Below are 18,423 nucleotides of genomic sequence, written 5' to 3'. Positions count from 1 at the left end.
ATTCACACGACGATTATATCAAGATGGAGATGAATTAATGGCAAAAATATATTTAGAAAATGAAAGTAAAACTAGAGAAATAGGATATAAATTAGGTAAATTATTAAAAGAAGGTAGTGTAATTTGTTTAGTGGGGGATTTAGGAGCTGGAAAGACCACAATGACACAAAGCTTAGCAGACTCATTAGGTATAAATGATTATATAACAAGCCCAACTTTTACTATAATAAACGAATATGAAGGAAAAATACCTTTGTATCATTTTGATGTTTATAGAATTGGTAGTAGTGATGAAATGTATGATATTGGATATGATGAATATATAAATTCAAATGGAATCTGTATAATTGAATGGGGTAATTTAATAGAAGATATACTTCCAAAAGAATATTTAAACATAGAATTAAGGTACAAAGATGAAGGAAGAGAAATGATATTAACTCCAAAAGGAGATTATTATAAAAGTATAGTTGAGGAGTTGATTAAATAATGAAGATATTAGGTATAGATACATCTTCTATGGCAGCAAGTGTAGCAGTTGTTGAAGATGATAATTTAATCTGTGAGTTTACAGTAAATAACAAAAAAACTCATTCACAAAAGCTTATGCCAATGATAGAAAATATGTTGGATATAAGTGATTTAAACATAAAAGAGATGGATTTGCTAGCTATATGTATAGGCCCTGGTTCATTTACAGGTCTTAGAATAGGTATGGCTACAGTAAAAGCTATAGCCCATGTAAATAATCTACCAATAATAGCAGTAAATTCTTTAGAATCTTTAGCAGGTAATATGAATTTATGTGAAAGAAAAATATGCTCTATATTAGATGCACAAAAAAATCAGGTGTATTCAGCTAAATATAAGTTTGAAGATGGAGAGTTAATAGAGTTAGATAGTGTCGATGTTGTAGAATTTGAAACTTTACTAAAGGAAATTAAATCAAGTGATGAAGAATTTATAATAGTTGGAGAAGCTGTTTATAAATATAAGGATGAGCTAGAAAACGTAAAAAATATAAAGATACCTTCACCAGCTCATAATGTATCTAAAGCAGGAAGCTTATGTTCTGTAGCACTAAATAAATATAGTAAAAATATAGATGTACATACTTGTTATACAATAAACCCTATGTATATCAGAAAATCTCAGGCCGAAGTACAATATGACGAAAAAATGAAGAGGATAAATAATGAAAGATAATACAAAACAAATAATAGATGATGTAAAAATAGAAGAAATGACTATTAAAGATATAGATGAAGTTTTTGAAGTGGAAAAAAATTGTTTTGAAGATTATTGGTCAAAAGAATCTTTTAGAAAAGATTTATCTAATGAAGTAGCAAAGTATATAGTAGCAAAACTAGATGGAAAAGTAGTTGGATATGTTGGAATTTGGCTTATACTTGATGAAGGTCATATAAATAATGTGGCTGTTCATAGTGACTATAGAGGCAAAAAAATAGGAGATAAGTTAATAAAAAGATTAGTTGATTTATGTAAAGATAATAATATTGCGTCTATGACATTAGAAGTTAGAGCATCAAATAAAATAGCACAAAATCTATATAGAAAATATGGATTTAAAATGGGTGGAATCAGAAAAGAATACTATAATGATAACAAAGAAGATGCAATTATAATGTGGAATCAATTAAAAGAGGTGTAGAGTTTATGGGTGATATAATAACATTAGCTATAGAGAGTAGCTGTGATGAAACAGCTGCATCAGTTTTAAAAAATGGTAGAGAAGTACTTTCAAACATAATCTCTACTCAAATAGAAACACATAAAAAGTTTGGCGGAGTAGTACCAGAGGTGGCTTCAAGAAAACACGTTGAAAATATTGATATAGTTGTTCAAGAAGCTTTAGATGGGGCAAATATAGGATTTAATGATATAGACCACATTGCAGTTACATATGGCCCAGGACTAGTAGGGGCTTTATTAGTAGGATTATCTTATGCTAAAGCACTTGCATATACATTGGATATTCCTCTTGTAGGAGTAAATCATATTGAAGGACATCTAAGTGCAAACTATATAGAGCATAAAGATTTAAAACCTCCTTTTATAACATTAATAGTATCTGGAGGTCATACTCACTTAGTAGAAGTTAAAGATTATGGTAAATATGAAATTTTAGGAAAGACTAGAGATGATGCATCTGGAGAAGCCTTTGATAAGATTTCAAGGGCTATGAATTTGGGGTATCCAGGAGGACCTATTATTGATAATTTAGCTAAAAAAGGGAATAAGCATGCTATAGAATTTCCAAGAGCTTATTTAGAAGATGATAGCTATGACTTTAGTTTTAGTGGTCTAAAATCTTCTGTATTAAATTATTTAAATGGAAAAAGGATGAAAAACGAAGAAATAGTAGTTGAAGATGTTGCTGCATCTTTTCAAGAAGCAGTAGTTGAAGTTTTAGCTACTAAAGCATTAAAAGCGACAAAAGATAAAGGTTATGATGTTATAACTCTTTCTGGTGGAGTTGCTTCCAACTCTGGTCTTAGAGCTAAAATAACAGAACTTGCAAAAGAGAGTGGAATTATAGTTAAATATCCTCCTTTAATTTTATGTACAGATAATGCTGCTATGATAGGTTGCGCAGGATATTATAATTTTATAAACAATAAAACACATGATATGAGTCTGAATGCAGTTCCAAATCTTAAGATAAACCAGTAATATAAACTAAGTTTAAAAATATATTGAGCAAGTATTTTTATAAAATTAAATATAGTATATGTTAAAGCTTAAAACAAGACAATGGACAATCTTTATATTTTAATAAATCAGTAGGTTTTTAGATATTTAGATATAAGGTAAATTTATGGTCTAAAATGTTTTAAGTTTTATTTTTTTGTAGAAAGATTATTTTAGAAAGTGGGTAATAGACTCTTTTTTTCCCTTCTTAAAAAGTTTTATACTAAGTATAGAAAGTTTAAGGAGGGGAAGAAATGAGTCAAAGTAAAGAAGATAAAATAAGAAGTATTTTAGAAGCAAAAAATATTAAAGCAAATTTTCAAAATCAGGAAAATTTAGATGAACTTAGTGAAAAAAAAGCAAGTAAAAGAGCAGATGATTTATTGAATGTATATTACAATACATTGTCTACAGCTGATATGGAATTTCCATATTGGTACAATAGAGAATATAGAAAATCAGATGGGGATATAGCAGTAGTTAGAAGAGCTAAAGCTCTTAAAGCTGCTTTTTCTCATATGACACCAAATATAATACCTGGTGAGAAGATAGTAATGCAAAAAACACGCCATTATAGAGGTTCTTTCCCAATGCCTTGGGTAAGTGAAAGTTTCTTTGTTGCTCAGGGAGAACAAATGAAAGAAGAAGCAAAGAAATTAGCTAGTAATACAGCAGATGAGCTTACAAAATTTGGTTCTGGTGGAGGAAATGTAACTGAAAGTTTTGGAAATGTTGTTTCAATAGCTGGTAAATTTGGAATGAGAAAAGAAGAAGTACCTGTTCTTGTAAAAATGGCAAAGGAATGGGTTGGAAAATCAGTTGAAGATTTAGGATTTCACTATGAAAAGATGATGCCAGATTATGATTTAAAAGAAAATTTAATGAGTACACTTATATGTATGTTTGATTCAGGATATACACTTCCTCAAGGTAGAGAAGTTATAAACTATTTTTATCCTTTAAATTATGGATTAGATGGAATTATAGAAATGGCAAAAGAATGTAAAAAAGCAGTTGCAGGAAATGCATCTGGAGATGGGCTTATCGGAATGGATCGTCTATATTTTTATGAAGCTGTTATTCAAGTCATTGAAGGGTTACAAGCTTGGATTTTAAACTATGCAAAACATGCAAAATATTTAGAGAGTATAGAAACAGATTTAGAATCAAAAAAAGAATATTCAGATTTAGTAGAGATATTAGAACATATTGCACATAAACAACCTCGTACATTTAGAGAAGCTCTTCAATTGACTTATACAATTCATATAGCATCAGTAAATGAAGATGCTATATCTGGTATGTCTATAGGTCGTTTTGGTCAAATTTTATATCCTTGGTATGAACAGGATATGGAAAAAGGACTAATTACAAAAGAAGAAGTTATTGAATTATTAGAACTTTATAGAATAAAAATCACTTGTATTGACTGTTTTGCTTCAGCAGGTGTAAATGGAGGAGTCTTATCAGGAAATACATTCAATACTTTATCTATAGGTGGGTTAAGAGAAGATGGTTCTACAGGAGCTAATGAATTAGAAGAATTATTATTAGAGGCAAGTATGAGATGTAGAACTCCTCAGCCTAGCTTAACTATGTTATATGATGAAAAACTTCCAGAAGATTTTTTAATGAAAGCTGTTGAATGTACAAAACTTGGTTCTGGTTATCCAGCATGGGTAAACAATTCAAATGGGACAACATTTATGATGAAGCAATTTGCTGATGAAGGAATGACTGTTGAAGAAGCTAGAGCATTTGCATTAGGTGGATGTCTGGAAACATCTCCAGGATGCTGGAAACAACTGACTTTAAATGGAAAGACATATTCTATTGCAGGTGGAGCAGGACAATCTGCTGGTTCTGGAGTTCACTTTATTGCTAATCCTAAAATATTAGAACTTGTTCTTATGAATGGTAAAGACCATCGTATGAATATACAAGTATTTGAACCTCATAATAAGCCATTAGATACTTATGAAGAAGTTGTAGAAGTATTTAAAGACTATTATAAACAAGCAATAAATGTTCTTGAGAGAGCAAATAATATTGAGTTAGATATATGGAGAAAGTTTGATACTTCTATAATAAATTCTCTATTAAAACCAGACTGTTTAGATAAAGGTCAACATATAGGAAATATGGGATATCGTTATAATGCAACATTAAATGTAGAAACTTGTGGAACTGTTACTATGGTTAACTCATTTGCTGCACTTAAAAAACTTGTATATGATGACAAAGCTTTTACAGTTGAAGAAATGAAGGATGCTGTATTAAATAATTTTGGATTTAAAGATGCATTAGAAGTTGGTAATTATTCTATGGCAGACCAAGTAAAAGTGGATAAGACTGGCAAATATGATGCTATTTATAAGGCCTGTCTTGATGCACCTAAATATGGAAACAATGATTTGTATGCAGATATGATTCTTAAAAATTATGAAATATGGCTAGCAAAAGTGTGTGAAGAAGCACAATCTTTATATGCTAAAAAAATGTATCCTTGTCAAATTTCTGTATCTACACATGGACCACAAGGAGCTGCTACTTTAGCTACCCCAGATGGTAGATTAAGTGGAACAACATATTCAGATGGTTCAGTTTCTGCATATGCAGGAACAGATAAAAATGGTGTGTATGCATTATTTGAATCTGCGACTATTTGGGATCAAGCAGTAGTTCAAAATTCTCAAATGAATTTAAAACTTCATCCTACAACTATTAGAGGACAACAAGGAACAAAAAAATTGTTAGATTTAACAAGAAGTTACTTGAGAAAAGGTGGATTCCATATTCAATACAATGTTGTGGACTCAGAAACTTTGAAAGACGCACAAAAAAATCCTGATAATTATCGTCAACTAATGGTACGTGTTGCTGGATTTACTCAATACTGGTGTGAACTAGGTAAACCAATACAAGATGAAGTAATTGCTAGAACAGAGTATGAAGGGGTGTAAAATATGAGAAAACATAGTGATTGTATGAATTTTTGCGCAGTAGATGCGACTAAAGGGATTTGTAGATTATCAAAACAAATGATTAATTTAGATGATGAAGCATGTTCAGAAATAAAAGTAATGCCAAAATGTAAAAATTGTAAAAATTTTGTTGATGCTAATGATGAAGGTATAGGTAAATGTGTTGGGCTAGAGAATGAAGATTGGGTATACTCAACATTAAACGCAATTACTTGTGAAGGGCATGTGTTTAATGAATAGTCAAAGACAATTAGAAGGAATGATTTTTGATATACAAAGCTTTTCAGTTCATGATGGGCCAGGTTGTAGAACAACTGTGTTTTTAAATGGATGTCCACTTAGTTGTAAGTGGTGTGCAAATCCTGAAAGTTGGACTGTTAGACCACATATGATGTTTAGTGAGTTGTCTTGTCAATATGAAAATGGATGTACTGTATGTCATGGTAAATGTAAAAATGGTGCATTGAGTTTTGACCTTGACAATAAGCCAGTCATAGATTGGGGCATATGTAAGAATTGTGAGAGTTTTGAATGTGTCAACTCGTGTTATTATAATGCGTTTAAATTATGTGCAAAGCCCTATACTGTAGAGGAACTTGTAAAGGTGATTAAGCGTGATTCTAATAACTGGAGAAGTAATGGAGGAGTAACATTTAGTGGAGGAGAGCCACTACTTCAACATGAATTTTTACATGAAGTGCTATTAAAATGTCATGAAACAAATGTGCACACTGCTATTGAAACGAGTGCATGTGTTTCGAATGAAATTTTTAATAATATATTTAAGGATATCGACTTTGCATTTATTGATATAAAACATATGGATAGAGAAAAGCATAAGGAACAAACAGGTGTATATAATGATTTAGTATTAGAAAACATATCAAATCTTGTAAACTCTGACTGGGGTGGAAGATTAGTACTTAGAGTACCAGTTATTTCAGGATTTAATGATAGTATAGAAAATATAAATGATATTATATCTTTTATGCATAAAAATAATTTAGTAGAAATCAATCTGTTACCATTTCATAGACTAGGAGAGTCAAAATGGATTCAATTAGGTAAAGAATATGAGTATTCTGATAAAGGAGATGTTGATGAAGAGCATCTTGAAGAATTACAGGACATATTTTTAGATAATGGCATAGCCTGTTATGTTGGGCATGAGACTGCTTTTTAGAAATAAATATCATGAAAATTAAATATTAGTTTGTAGAATGGAGTTATCGCATGAGTAAATTAAATTTGTTCTGTGATAGCTCCTTTTTACGTATCTTAATTAAGTATATTTTAACTTATTTTATATAAAGTTTATACTTTAAGTTAAAAATATGTACGAGAATAAAGGTATAAAAATACTCTTTTTTAGGTAATATTTGAGTATAAATAATATATTTAGAATATTTTTTTTTATAAGGAAATATCAACAAAAGGGAAAATACTAAGAATATAACCCTTACTATTCATGTTTTACTATGTAGTTCATCAAGTATTAATTAAAAATATAATGGACATAAAAAATATCATAAATATGTGATAAGATAAATATATAGAAATATTTTACTTATTTTTGGGTTGTTATATATTTAGGTACTGGGGTGATATAGTTGAACCAAGAAATATTTTTTAAAGTAATGAATGAAATATTGGAAAATATTGATGAAGGGGTACATTTTGTTAATAAAGAAGGGAAAACTATAATCTACAATGATTCTGTACAAAAAATGGAAAAAATGAATAGACATGATGTTTTAACTAATTCATTTTTTGATATAGTCAGCAAAATGAAAATAAATAGAAGTACACTAGTAGAAGTTTTGGAAAAAAGGGAAATTATTAAAGATAATATTCAAAAATATCTAGATAAAAATGGAAAAGAAATAACAGCAATAAATACTACGATACCAATTGATATTAAAGGAGAATTTGTAGGGGCACTTGAAATATCAAAGAATATGACAACTATAGAAAATTTATTAAACAGAAGCTATAAAAAAAATTTAATTAATAAAGTTGACAATAAACAAAAAAAGGGCTATGAATTTGATGATATTTTAGGGGAAAGTAATCTGATTAAAGAGGCAATAACAAAATCTAAGAAAGCTTGTAAGTCTGATGCCTCAGTATTTATATATGGTGAAACTGGGACAGGCAAAGAGCTATTTAGCCAGTCCATTCACTATGGAAGTAATAGAAAAAATTATCCATTTATAGCACAAAATTGTGCAGCTTTACCAGAATCATTATTCGAAGGAATACTATTTGGAACTGCTAAGGGAGGATTTACAGGGGCAATAGACAGGCCGGGTTTATTTGAGCAAGCTAACAAAGGGACATTATTATTGGATGAAATAAACTCCATGCCTATTATGTTACAGGCTAAATTGCTAAGAGTTTTGCAGGAAGGTTATGTAAGAAGAGTTGGAGGGACTAAGGATATACCTGTTGATGTAAGAATTATTGCAACAACAAATGAAAGTCCAAAAGTTATTTTAAATGAGAATAAAATGAGAAAAGATTTATATTATAGGCTTAACATAATAGATATAAAAATTCCTCCTCTTAGAGATAGAAAAGAGGATATATCTGTATTATGCAAAAAATTTATTTCAAAGTATAATAAAAAGTTAAATAAAAAAGTAGTAGGTATTTCAGATGAAGCTATCAGGGTTTTAAAAAATTATGACTGGCAAGGGAACATAAGAGAACTAGAAAACATAATTTATTGTACTATGAGTATGATGGAAAACGAGATACAAATAGAAACAAGCATGATTAATTTAAATGACTATTACAATCTTAAAGAGAATAAAGAGGGGAATACTTATTCTTTAAATGATTTAGAGAATAAGACACTTAATAATGTTCTCAGTGAGATAGAAGAGAAGTATATATATGAATCATTAGAAAAGGCATCATATAATATAACTAAGGCTGCATCAATTTTAGGTATGAATAGGCAAAATTTACAATATAAAATAAAAAAATATAATATTAAAGTCCTATAAAGAAGTAAAATAAAAAAGAAAAATAAAGGCGCAAAATTATTATAAAAGAGCAAATTTTTTTGCTCTTTTTTTATTTCTCAGAAAAAATATTATTTTTTATTTATGAAAATACATAACAAGATAATTATAGTTTCAACGTTCTAATAAATATTTATTTTTGTTTTGAAGTTGGCACGATTCATGCTTTAACTAATAATTAAGAATATAAATTTTTAGGAGGGTGTATATATGAGAAAAGTAAGAGTTGGTATATGGGGATTTGGAGCTATGGGGATAGGCATGGCTAATATGATTTTAAAAAAAGAAGGTATAGAAATAGTATCTGTTTGCAGTAGAAGTACTTCAGGTAAAAGTATGTATGATGTCCTAGGAATTGAAAGAGGAGAAAGAACAGAAGTTATTATCAATGGAAATTATGAAGAAGTTTTTAAAGAAAAAAGTGTAGATGTTGTTTTATTAGCAACTGATTCATTTACTAAAAAGGCTTTTGATAAAATAATGTTCTTATTAAATAGAAAAATAAATGTTATATCAACAGCAGAACAAATGGCATATCCACAAGCTGATGATGCAGACTTGGCTAAGAAAATGGATGAAGTTGCAAAAGAGAATGGAGTAAGTATTCTTGGAACAGGAATCAATCCAGGGTTTGTACTAGATTTACTAGTATTAGCGCTTTCAGGTACTTGTGAAGAAGTTAATAGTATAAAAGCGAAGAGGGTAAATGATTTATCACCATTTGGAAAATCTGTTATGGTAGAACAAGGTGTTGGAGTAACAAAAGAAGAGTTCATAAAAGGTGTAGAAAATAATACTATAGCAGGTCATGTAGGATTTGTAGAATCAATAAATATGATAGCTGATGGATTAGGGTGGAAACTAGATAAGATAGAACAAACAAAAGAACCAATAATGACTACAGTAGATAGAAAATCTAAGTACGGAGAGGCATTGGCTGGAAATGTTGCTGGTTGTAGACAATGTGGATATGGATATGTAAATGGAGACGTTTTAATTGAAATGGAGCATCCACAACAGATAATACCTGAAGCAGAAGGTATTAAAACAGGAGACTATGTATCAATAAAAGGGATACCAAATATTGATTTACAAATAAATCCTGAAATACCTGGAGGGGTAGGTACTTATGCAATGATAGTAAACTCTATTCCATTAATAATAAATGCTAGACCAGGCCTTAAAACTATGTTGGATATACCAGTACCTAGAGCAATAATGGGAGATATAAGAAATCAGATAGAAATTGAGTTAGAAGAAGAGTCAAAAGCAAATTAATAAAATAACAGTTAGCTGATAAGGGGATGAAAAAATGGATGCTAAAATTAATGATTGGGTTATTATACACAATATAGTGTTGACTCCAGAAGAAAGAGCTCCACAAGTTCCAGAGGATACTAAGAAAGTATCCTTAGAAATGTGGGTTAAAGGGTTTATACAAAAGGATGCCTCTATAGGTGATTTAGTAGAAGTTAAAACAATTACGGGTAGACTTGTAAAAGGTAATTTACTTAAAGTAAATCCATATTATACTCATGATTATGGTAAATGTATACCTGAGTTACTCCAAATAGGAATACAGGCTAAAGAAATATTATTTGGAGGTGTATATAATGAATAATGCAGCATCAATGAAAGATATGAGCTATCAAGCTGTCATGGGAAGAAACAATGAAATAATGAAAAACGCAATTGGATTGGATTACTCATCTTTTGAACAAGAAGGAATAGGATTTGACTATGAAAAAATGATGGGTGAAACAGGATATACATTACAAGATATTGAAGCAATTCAATCACAATATGCTGTTGGAAATACTCCTATAATAGAACTTAAAAATTTAACTAAGTTGGCTAGAAGATGTGCTCCAGAAGGTAAAGGTGCTAGAATATTTGTAAAAGATGAAGCAATGAATGCATCTGGTAGTTTTAAAGCAAGAAGAGCAGCTACTGCAGTATATCATGCTAAAAAAATGGGATATAAAGGTGTAATAGCAGCTACTAGTGGTAACTATGGAGCAGCTGTAGCATCTCAGGCAGCAATGCAGGGTTTAAAATGTATAATAGTTCAAGAATGTTATGATTCTAATGGTCTAGGTCAACCTGAGATTATAGAGAAAGCAAGAAAATGTGAGGCATATGGTGCAGAAGTTATTCAATTAACTGTTGGACCAGAATTATTTTATACATTCTTAGTCCTACTAGAAGAAACAAGCTATTTTAACGCATCGTTATATTCACCATTTGGAATTGCAGGTGTAGAAACTTTAGGATATGAGTTAGCTATTCAATTTAGAGAAAAATATAAAAAAGACCCTGATGTAGTTGTTTGTACAAATGCAGGTGGAGGTAATCTCACTGGAACAGCAAGAGGACTAATAAAAGCTGGTTCTCTTAATACAAAAGTAGTTGGAGCAAGTGTTGATTTAAAAGGATTACACATGGCTAGTGATAGTCAATTTAATAAAAAATCATTTACAACAGGACATACAGGTTTTGGTATACCATTCTGTACATGGCCTGATAGGTCAGATGTACCTAGGTCTGCAGCTAGACCACTTAGATATATGGACAGATATGTGTTAGTAAAACAAGGAGAAGTTTTCTATACAACTGAATTATTGGCACAGTTGGAAGGTATAGAAAGAGGACCTGCTGGAAATACATCTTTAGCAGCAGCATTTTCCTTAGCACAAGAATTGGATGAAGATAAAGTTGTAGTAGTACAAGAGACAGAGTATACAGGTGCAGGTAAACACATATGTCCACAGCTTACATTTGCAAAAGAAAATGGAATAGATATAAAATTTGGAAATCCAAGAGAAGAAATTGCAGGAGTAAACTTAATATTACCAGAAAGACCAGAATTATTAAAATGTGTTGATATCGACATAAATAAAATAAGAAAATCATTTATAAAAAATTGTATATCTCATAATGGTATTGATGATGTTAATAGTCTAAGTAATGAAGATATAGAGTTTCTAATGAAAGAAGTAAAAAGTTCAAGAGATTTTGTTATTGATACGTTAGATAATTTATAATAATTACTATTTTTTAATTTAACATGAAATGAATAGTTGGAAAATTCACTTAAATTAATATGAATGGGGGAATGTTCATGAAAAAAAGAGAGGATGATTTTGAGGTTAGAAGAAAACATCTTCAGAAATTGAGCGATGATGAGTTAAAAGAAAGATTTTGGAGTTTAGCTGCCCAGATAGTAGAACCAATGATAGACCTTGGCAAAAAGAATACAACGCCATCAATAGAAAGGTCTGTTTTGTTAAGAATGGGATTTTCTTCTCTTGAGGTAAAACCTATTTTAGAAGGTGTTATGGAAAGAGGTCTTATAGGTAAGGGAGCAGGGCATGTAGTTTATAAGCTTGCTAAATCTAAAAATATATCAGTTAGAGAAGCTGGTTTATTATTAGTTAATGGTGAATATTGGGATGAAGTTACATGTTTATTTAGAGAAGGGGTAGAATCATGTTAAAGGAAAATAAAAAATTAGATATAGACTATATATTAAAAGATTTGGATAAATATAAACCAAAAAGAAGAGGTTGGGTTTGGAGAGAACACTTGGAAAATCTTGAAATGGGACCTTTTGAATATAAAGACTGTACAAAACCTTTAAAGAAGAGTGTAGGGTTACCATCATCTAAATATTTTAATAATATAGACCCTCAACCAAGCCCAATTATTACTACTGAAATAGCTTCTGGAAGATTTGAAGATGATATAAGAAGAATGAGGATGGCAGCTCATCACGGTGCTGACCACTTAATGGTCATTAGAACTGCTGGGCAATCACATTTTGACGGACTTATAGAAGGAACCCCTCAAGGTATAGGAGGTGTTCCAATAACAAGAAAACAAGTAAGAGCTCAAAGAAAAGCTCTTGACTTTATAGAAGAAGAAGTTGGTAGACCTATTAATTACCATTCATATGTAAGTGGTGTTGCGGGTCCTGAAGTAGCAGTAATGTTTGCTGAAGAAGGGGTCAATGGAGCACATCAAGACCCACAATATAATGTTCTATATAGAAATATAAACATGGTAAGATCTTTTGTAGATGCTTGTGAAGCTAAGCAAATAATGGCTTTTGCAAATATAGCTCAAATAGATGGAGCACATAATGCTAATGCTACGGCTAGAGAAGCATGGAAGGTAATGCCTGAACTTATGGTTCAACACGCTTTAAATTCTATATTTTCAGAAAAAATAGGAATAGATAAAAGTAATATATGCTTATCAACAGTGCCACCAACAGCCCCTCCAGCACCATGTTTAAGAATAGACTTACCTTATGCTGTTGCACTTAGAGAATTATTTAGTGATTATAAGATGAGAGCTCAAATGAATACTAAATATATGGAATCATCAACTAGAGAAGCAACAGTTACTCATGTATTAAATTTATTAACATCAGTACTAACTAGAGCTGACATACAATCAACTATAACACCTGACGAAGGTAGAAATGTACCTTGGCATATATACAACATAGAAGCATGTGATACAGCAAAGCAAGCTTTAGTTGGCATGGATGGTCTTATGGATATGATAGAACTTAAGGATGTTGGAGAATTAAGATACAAAGCAAGAGAGCTTAAAGAAAGAGCTGTACTATATATGGAAGAAATCTTTGAAGTTGGAGGATATTTTGAATCAGTAGAACAAGGATTCTTCGTTGACTCAGGAAATTATCCAGAAAGAAATGGTGATGGTATATCTAGAAAAATAAAAGGCGGAGTTGGTGAGGGTACTGTTTATGAAAGAGATAAAGATTATTTAGCACCTGTAACTGCTCACTTTGGATACAATAATGTAGCTCAATATGATGAAAAAGCTATAGATAATCCATCAATATTAATAGATGGATGTACATTTGAAAATCCAAACAAAATAATATATATCGATGAACTTGATGATTTTGATAATGTAGAAAATAGACTAAAAGAATCAGAGGAATACAGAGGTGGAACTAAAATCAAACCTGAAATGGAATGGTGTGCAGATGGAATTGTGATGATAACAATGATGCTTCCTACTGATAAAAGAACAGCTGAGTTTGCAGCATTGGAATTTGTCAAAAAAGTGAATTTACAAGAAGTTGAAGTTATAAGTAGAGAAGTTATGCATGAATCCGAAGGCACTAGGATAGAAGTGAAGGGAAGAGTTCCATTTGATATAGATTTAAATGACTTAGTAATACCAGAAGAACCTAAAGTACTAACTGATGAAGAAATAAGAGCAGATATAGAAGAAAAGCCTATGAAAATAGTTTCAGCTACAGTTGGAGAAGACGAACACTCAGTTGGTTTAAGAGAAATAATAGATATAAAACATGGTGGTATTGAAAAATATGGTATAGAATGTCATTACTTGGGAACTTCTGTACCTGTAGAAAAATTAGTAGACGCAGCAATAGAGCTAAATGCAGATGCAATACTTGCATCTACAATAATAAGTCATGATGATATTCATTATAAAAATATGAAGAAATTACACGATTATTGTGTAGAAAAAGGTATAAGAGATAAAGTAATGATTGCTTGTGGAGGAACACAGGTAACACCTGAAATAGCCATTGAACAAGGAATAGATGCTGGATTTGGAAGAAACAGCAAAGGTATACATGTAGCCACTTTCTTAGTTGAAAAAAGAAGAGAAATGAATAATAAATAATGGAGAATAAAAAAGTTTCTTTAAAAATAGATGTGTTGGTAGCTGAAATAGGAAGTACTACCACTGTAGTAAACGCTTTCCATAATATTGATTCTGATAATCCTGTATTTTCGGGTCAAGGTCAGGCTCCAACAACAGTATTTGAAGGTGGCGATGTAAGAAATGGCTTATCGGGTGCTATTAAAGATTTAGCTAATAAATTATCTGTAGATGATATAAAGTATAATGATATGTTTGCAACTTCTAGTGCAGCTGGTGGATTAAAAATGACTGTTCATGGATTAGTGTATGATATGACAGTAAAAGCAGCTAAAGAAGCTGCTCTAGGAGCTGGAGCTGTTATTCGTCAAGTAACATCAGGTAGAATTAAAAGAACTGATTTAAAGAAAATAAAAGAAATAAATCCCAACATAATCTTAATAGCTGGTGGAGTTGACTATGGAGAAAGAGATACAGCTATTTATAATGCTGAAATGATAGCTTCTATGAGTTTAGGTATACCAGTTATATATGCTGGTAATGTTGAAAATCAAGAAGAAGTAAGGTTAATATTTGAAGATACGAATTATAAGCTTTATATAACAGAAAATGTATACCCTAAAATAGATTTATTGAATATAGAACCTACAAGAAAAATCATTCAAGGTGTGTTTGAAGACCACATAACTACAGCGCCAGGAATGAGGTATATCAAAGAAATGGTTAATGAAAATATTACCCCAACTCCAGGGGCTGTAATGGAAGCTTCTAAACTTTTATATAAAAATATTGGAGATTTATTAACTCTAGATGTAGGTGGAGCAACTACTGATGTGCATTCTGTTACATATGGGAGTGACTATATTAATAAAATATTAGTTAATCCTGAACCTGTAGCTAAGAGAAGTGTTGAGGGAGATTTAGGTGTATATGTAAATATGAAAAATATAGTAGAAGTTATAGGTAAAGAAAATTTACAAAATGAATTATCTATAGATATTGATAAAGTAATAGATAATTATCCACCAATACCAAAATCAAAAGAAGAAATATTATTTGTGGAGAGATTGACAAAAGAAGCTGTTATTAAAGCTATGTTAAGGCATTCAGGGAAAATAAGAAATATTTATGGAACAACTGGAAAAACCAAAATTGCAGAAGGAAAAGATTTAACAGAAGTAAGATATATAGTGGGTACAGGGGGAGCACTTACTAGGCTCCCTAGTAGAATTAAAATATTAGATGGTATAACTAAATACAATAAAAATAAAGAATTACTATTTCCAAAGGAAAAAACAAAGATATTGATAGATAATGACTATATTATGGCATCTATGGGGGTTTTATCTAAAAAATACGAAGAAGCATCTCTTAAGCTCCTACTAAAAAGTTTAAACTTCAAGGAGGAAAGACTATGTACCCTAGATTAGAAATAGATATAGAAAAATTAAGACATAATGCTAAAGTAATTTTACAGAGTTGTCATGAAAGAAACATTAAAGTATCTTTCGTAACTAAATCATTTTGTGCACGAAAAGAAATAGTAGAAGCAGTATATAATGAAGGAATAGATCATATAGCAGATTCAAGAATACAAAACTTAAAAAAGTTACAAAATATAAATTTACCTAAAATACTAATTAGAATACCCATGATAAGTGAACTAGAAGAAGTTATCAATTATTGTGATATAAGTTTTAACTCAGAATTAGAAACTATAAAGAAATTAAATGAATTATGTGAAAGTAAAAATATTATTCATAATATAGTTCTTATGTTTGACTTAGGAGATTTACGAGAAGGGTATTTTTATGAAGAAGACCTCTTTAATAGTATAAAAGAGATAGTAAAACTAAAAAATATTAAAATAATTGGTATAGCTACAAACTTAACTTGTTATGGAGCTATTATACCATCTAAAGAAAATACAGGTAGGCTAGTAAGTATAGCTCAAAAGATAGAAGGTAAATTTGGAATAAATCTAGAAATAGTATCAGGAGGTAATTCAAGTTCTATACATTTAATGACAAGTAATAATATGCCAGAAGGTATTAATAATTTGAGAATAGGTGAATCTATTTTACTTGGTAGAGAAACGGCATACGGTAAAAATATAAATGGGACATATCAAGATGTATTCAAATTAATATGTCAAATAGTTGAATGTAAAGAAAAACCATCAGTTCCTATTGGAGAAATAGGAGTTGATGCGTTTAGAAATAAACCTGTTTATGAAGATAAAGGAATCTTAAAAAGGGCAATTATAGCCATAGGTAAACAGGACATAAATATTGACTCTTTAATTCCAATAGACACTGATATAGAGATATTAGGGGCAAGTTCAGACCACATGATATTAGATGTAAGTAATACAAAATGTGATTATAAATTAGGCGACAATGTAGATTTTTTATTAACTTATGGAGGTATCATGTCATCTAGTACAAGCGAATATGTTTCAAAGAAAATTATAGTATAGTGTTCAAATAATTAGGAGGAAATTATTTTATGAAAGAGCGAGAATGTAGAAAAGCAAATCTGTTTGATGCAATGATACCAATTACTTGCTTGATATTATTTTTAAGTTTAGGGGTATTAATGTATGGCTCATCACCTCATGTACCACTAATAGGAGCTGCAGCAGTAGCAGGCCTTGTAGCTGTATATAGGCTTGGATTTAAATGGAAAGACCTAGAATTAAGTATGTTTAATAGTATAAAGATGGCAATGCAAGCAATCTTAATCATAATTATAATAGGTGTGCTTATAGGAACTTGGATAGTAAGTGGAGTAGTTCCATGTATGATTTACTGGGGACTAAAAATTTTATCACCAAATATTTTTTTAGTAGCATCCACATTAGTCTGCTCAATAGTGTCTCTTGCAACAGGGTCATCTTGGAGTACAATGGGTACAGTAGGCGTGGCACTTTTAGGAATTGGGCAAAGTTTAGGTATGCCAACTGGATTAATAGTGGGTTCTATAATATCTGGAGCTTACTTTGGAGATAAACTATCACCTTTATCTGAAACGACTAACTTAGCACCAGCAATGGCAGGAACAGATTTGTTTACACATATAAAATATATGTTATATTCAACTATACCATCATTATTAATTTGCTTAGTAATTTATGGTGTAATCGGAATGAAGTATTCAGGTCAAGCATTAGATATAAAACAGATAGAGCTAATTAGGTCTACATTAGATTCTACATTTAATACTTTATCACCAGTATTATTATTAGCTCCAGCAATAGTAATTGGATTGGTTATATTCAAAGTTCCTGCTATACCAGGGCTTATAGTAGGTGCTGTATTAGGAGTATTGTTTGCAGTAGTTTTCCAAGGAGAATCTATGAATGTAATATTAGATGCAGCACAAAATGGATATGTTTCATCAACACAAGTAGAAGAGGTAGATGCTTTATTGTCTAAAGGTGGGATTATGAATATGATGTCTACTGTATCTTTAACAATATGTGCCTTATCTCTTGGAGGTATTTTAGAAAAAACAGGCATGCTTGAAGCAGTAGCTTCTTCTTTACTAAGGTTAGCAAAGGGTGTATTTGGAACAGTATTATGTACAATGGTAACTTGCACAGTTACTAACATAATAGCAGGAGAACAATACTTGTCTATAGTTATACCAGGAAGAATGTATAATAAGGAATATAAAAAGAGAGGTATACATCCTAAGATGCTATCAAGAGCTTTAGAAGATAGTGGAACTTTAAGTTCTCCATTGGTACCATGGAATACATGTGGAGCGTATATAACAGCAACATTAGGTGTATCTGCATTAACATATGGTCCATATGCATTATTAAATATCATAAATCCATTGGTATCTCTAGCATTAATTGCATGTAAGTTTAAAATAGCAAAAATAGAAGATGAACCTGAAACTTGTTTGAATTTTGATGTTTGATTATAGTATTTGATATATGTTACTTATTAGAAAAAATAAAGGCCTAAACTTTGTGTAAATAATAAAGTTTAGGTCTTTATTAACTTTTTCTATAG

16 protein-coding genes are annotated in these 18,423 nt (G+C 30.6%); all 16 read left to right on the top strand.

Going from position 1 to position 18,423, the window contains the following annotated elements; translation table 11 throughout:
* Window positions 1-37 precede the first annotated feature (37 nt).
* On the top strand, window positions 38-490 hold the full coding sequence (gene tsaE / locus IC174_RS17310) for a tRNA (adenosine(37)-N6)-threonylcarbamoyltransferase complex ATPase subunit type 1 TsaE (RefSeq protein ID WP_227434566.1): 453 nt from the start codon (window positions 38-40) through the stop codon (window positions 488-490).
* Window positions 490-1,206 (top strand): tRNA (adenosine(37)-N6)-threonylcarbamoyltransferase complex dimerization subunit type 1 TsaB, encoded by a 717-nt coding sequence (gene tsaB, locus IC174_RS17305; RefSeq protein WP_227483550.1) that lies wholly within the window; start codon window positions 490-492, stop codon window positions 1,204-1,206. Before tsaE ends, tsaB begins: the two co-directional genes overlap by 1 nt.
* Window positions 1,196-1,672 carry a ribosomal protein S18-alanine N-acetyltransferase gene (gene rimI, locus IC174_RS17300; protein WP_227483549.1) on the top strand — a complete coding sequence of 159 codons (477 nt, stop codon included), beginning with the start codon at window positions 1,196-1,198 and terminating at the stop codon, window positions 1,670-1,672. Before tsaB ends, rimI begins: the two co-directional genes overlap by 11 nt.
* Before the next feature lie 5 nt (window positions 1,673-1,677).
* Window positions 1,678-2,694: a tRNA (adenosine(37)-N6)-threonylcarbamoyltransferase complex transferase subunit TsaD gene (gene tsaD / locus IC174_RS17295; RefSeq protein ID WP_227434569.1), complete on the top strand. Its 1,017-nt coding sequence runs from the start codon at window positions 1,678-1,680 to the stop codon at window positions 2,692-2,694.
* A 272-nt stretch (window positions 2,695-2,966) separates the two neighbouring features.
* Window positions 2,967-5,675 (top strand): 4-hydroxyphenylacetate decarboxylase large subunit, encoded by a 2,709-nt coding sequence (gene hpdB, locus IC174_RS17290; RefSeq protein WP_227434570.1) that lies wholly within the window; start codon window positions 2,967-2,969, stop codon window positions 5,673-5,675.
* A gap of 3 nt (window positions 5,676-5,678) precedes the next feature.
* Window positions 5,679-5,936 carry a 4-hydroxyphenylacetate decarboxylase small subunit gene (gene hpdC, locus IC174_RS17285; RefSeq protein WP_227434571.1) on the top strand — a complete coding sequence of 86 codons (258 nt, stop codon included), beginning with the start codon at window positions 5,679-5,681 and terminating at the stop codon, window positions 5,934-5,936.
* Window positions 5,929-6,879 carry a 4-hydroxyphenylacetate decarboxylase activase gene (hpdA, locus tag IC174_RS17280; protein WP_227434572.1) on the top strand — a complete coding sequence of 317 codons (951 nt, stop codon included), beginning with the start codon at window positions 5,929-5,931 and terminating at the stop codon, window positions 6,877-6,879. Before hpdC ends, hpdA begins: the two co-directional genes overlap by 8 nt.
* 427 nt (window positions 6,880-7,306) lie before the next feature.
* Complete coding sequence (locus IC174_RS17275; protein ID WP_285894691.1) at window positions 7,307-8,707, top strand: sigma 54-interacting transcriptional regulator; 1,401 nt, start codon at window positions 7,307-7,309, stop codon at window positions 8,705-8,707.
* A gap of 228 nt (window positions 8,708-8,935) precedes the next feature.
* Window positions 8,936-10,003, top strand: a complete 1,068-nt coding sequence (ord, locus tag IC174_RS17270; RefSeq protein WP_227434573.1) for a 2,4-diaminopentanoate dehydrogenase — start codon at window positions 8,936-8,938, stop codon at window positions 10,001-10,003.
* A gap of 34 nt (window positions 10,004-10,037) precedes the next feature.
* Window positions 10,038-10,346 (top strand): 2-amino-4-oxopentanoate thiolase subunit OrtA, encoded by a 309-nt coding sequence (ortA, locus tag IC174_RS17265; protein WP_227434574.1) that lies wholly within the window; start codon window positions 10,038-10,040, stop codon window positions 10,344-10,346.
* Window positions 10,339-11,769, top strand: coding sequence for a 2-amino-4-oxopentanoate thiolase subunit OrtB (gene ortB, locus IC174_RS17260; protein WP_227483548.1), 1,431 nt, complete (start codon window positions 10,339-10,341; stop codon window positions 11,767-11,769). The genes ortA and ortB overlap by 8 nt, the downstream gene beginning before the upstream one ends.
* 77 nt (window positions 11,770-11,846) lie before the next feature.
* The gene (locus IC174_RS17255; protein WP_227434576.1) at window positions 11,847-12,221 is read left to right on the top strand and encodes an ornithine aminomutase subunit alpha; all 375 of its coding nucleotides are present in this window, start codon (window positions 11,847-11,849) and stop codon (window positions 12,219-12,221) included.
* Window positions 12,215-14,419, top strand: coding sequence for a D-ornithine 4,5-aminomutase subunit OraE (oraE, locus tag IC174_RS17250; protein ID WP_227483547.1), 2,205 nt, complete (start codon window positions 12,215-12,217; stop codon window positions 14,417-14,419). Before IC174_RS17255 ends, oraE begins: the two co-directional genes overlap by 7 nt.
* Window positions 14,419-15,828 carry a GlmL-related ornithine degradation protein gene (locus IC174_RS17245; RefSeq protein ID WP_227483546.1) on the top strand — a complete coding sequence of 470 codons (1,410 nt, stop codon included), beginning with the start codon at window positions 14,419-14,421 and terminating at the stop codon, window positions 15,826-15,828. Before oraE ends, IC174_RS17245 begins: the two co-directional genes overlap by 1 nt.
* Window positions 15,813-16,877 (top strand): ornithine racemase Orr, encoded by a 1,065-nt coding sequence (orr, locus tag IC174_RS17240; protein WP_227483545.1) that lies wholly within the window; start codon window positions 15,813-15,815, stop codon window positions 16,875-16,877. The genes IC174_RS17245 and orr overlap by 16 nt, the downstream gene beginning before the upstream one ends.
* A gap of 29 nt (window positions 16,878-16,906) precedes the next feature.
* On the top strand, window positions 16,907-18,328 hold the full coding sequence (gene nhaC, locus IC174_RS17235) for a Na+/H+ antiporter NhaC (RefSeq protein WP_227434580.1): 1,422 nt from the start codon (window positions 16,907-16,909) through the stop codon (window positions 18,326-18,328).
* Window positions 18,329-18,423 lie beyond the last annotated feature (95 nt).

Source organism: Clostridioides sp. ES-S-0001-03 (genome assembly GCF_020676075.1).
Taxonomy (GTDB): domain Bacteria; phylum Bacillota; class Clostridia; order Peptostreptococcales; family Peptostreptococcaceae; genus Clostridioides.
Note: the sequence above shows the minus strand (reverse complement) of the source record. Positions and strands in the feature narration are given on the sequence as shown.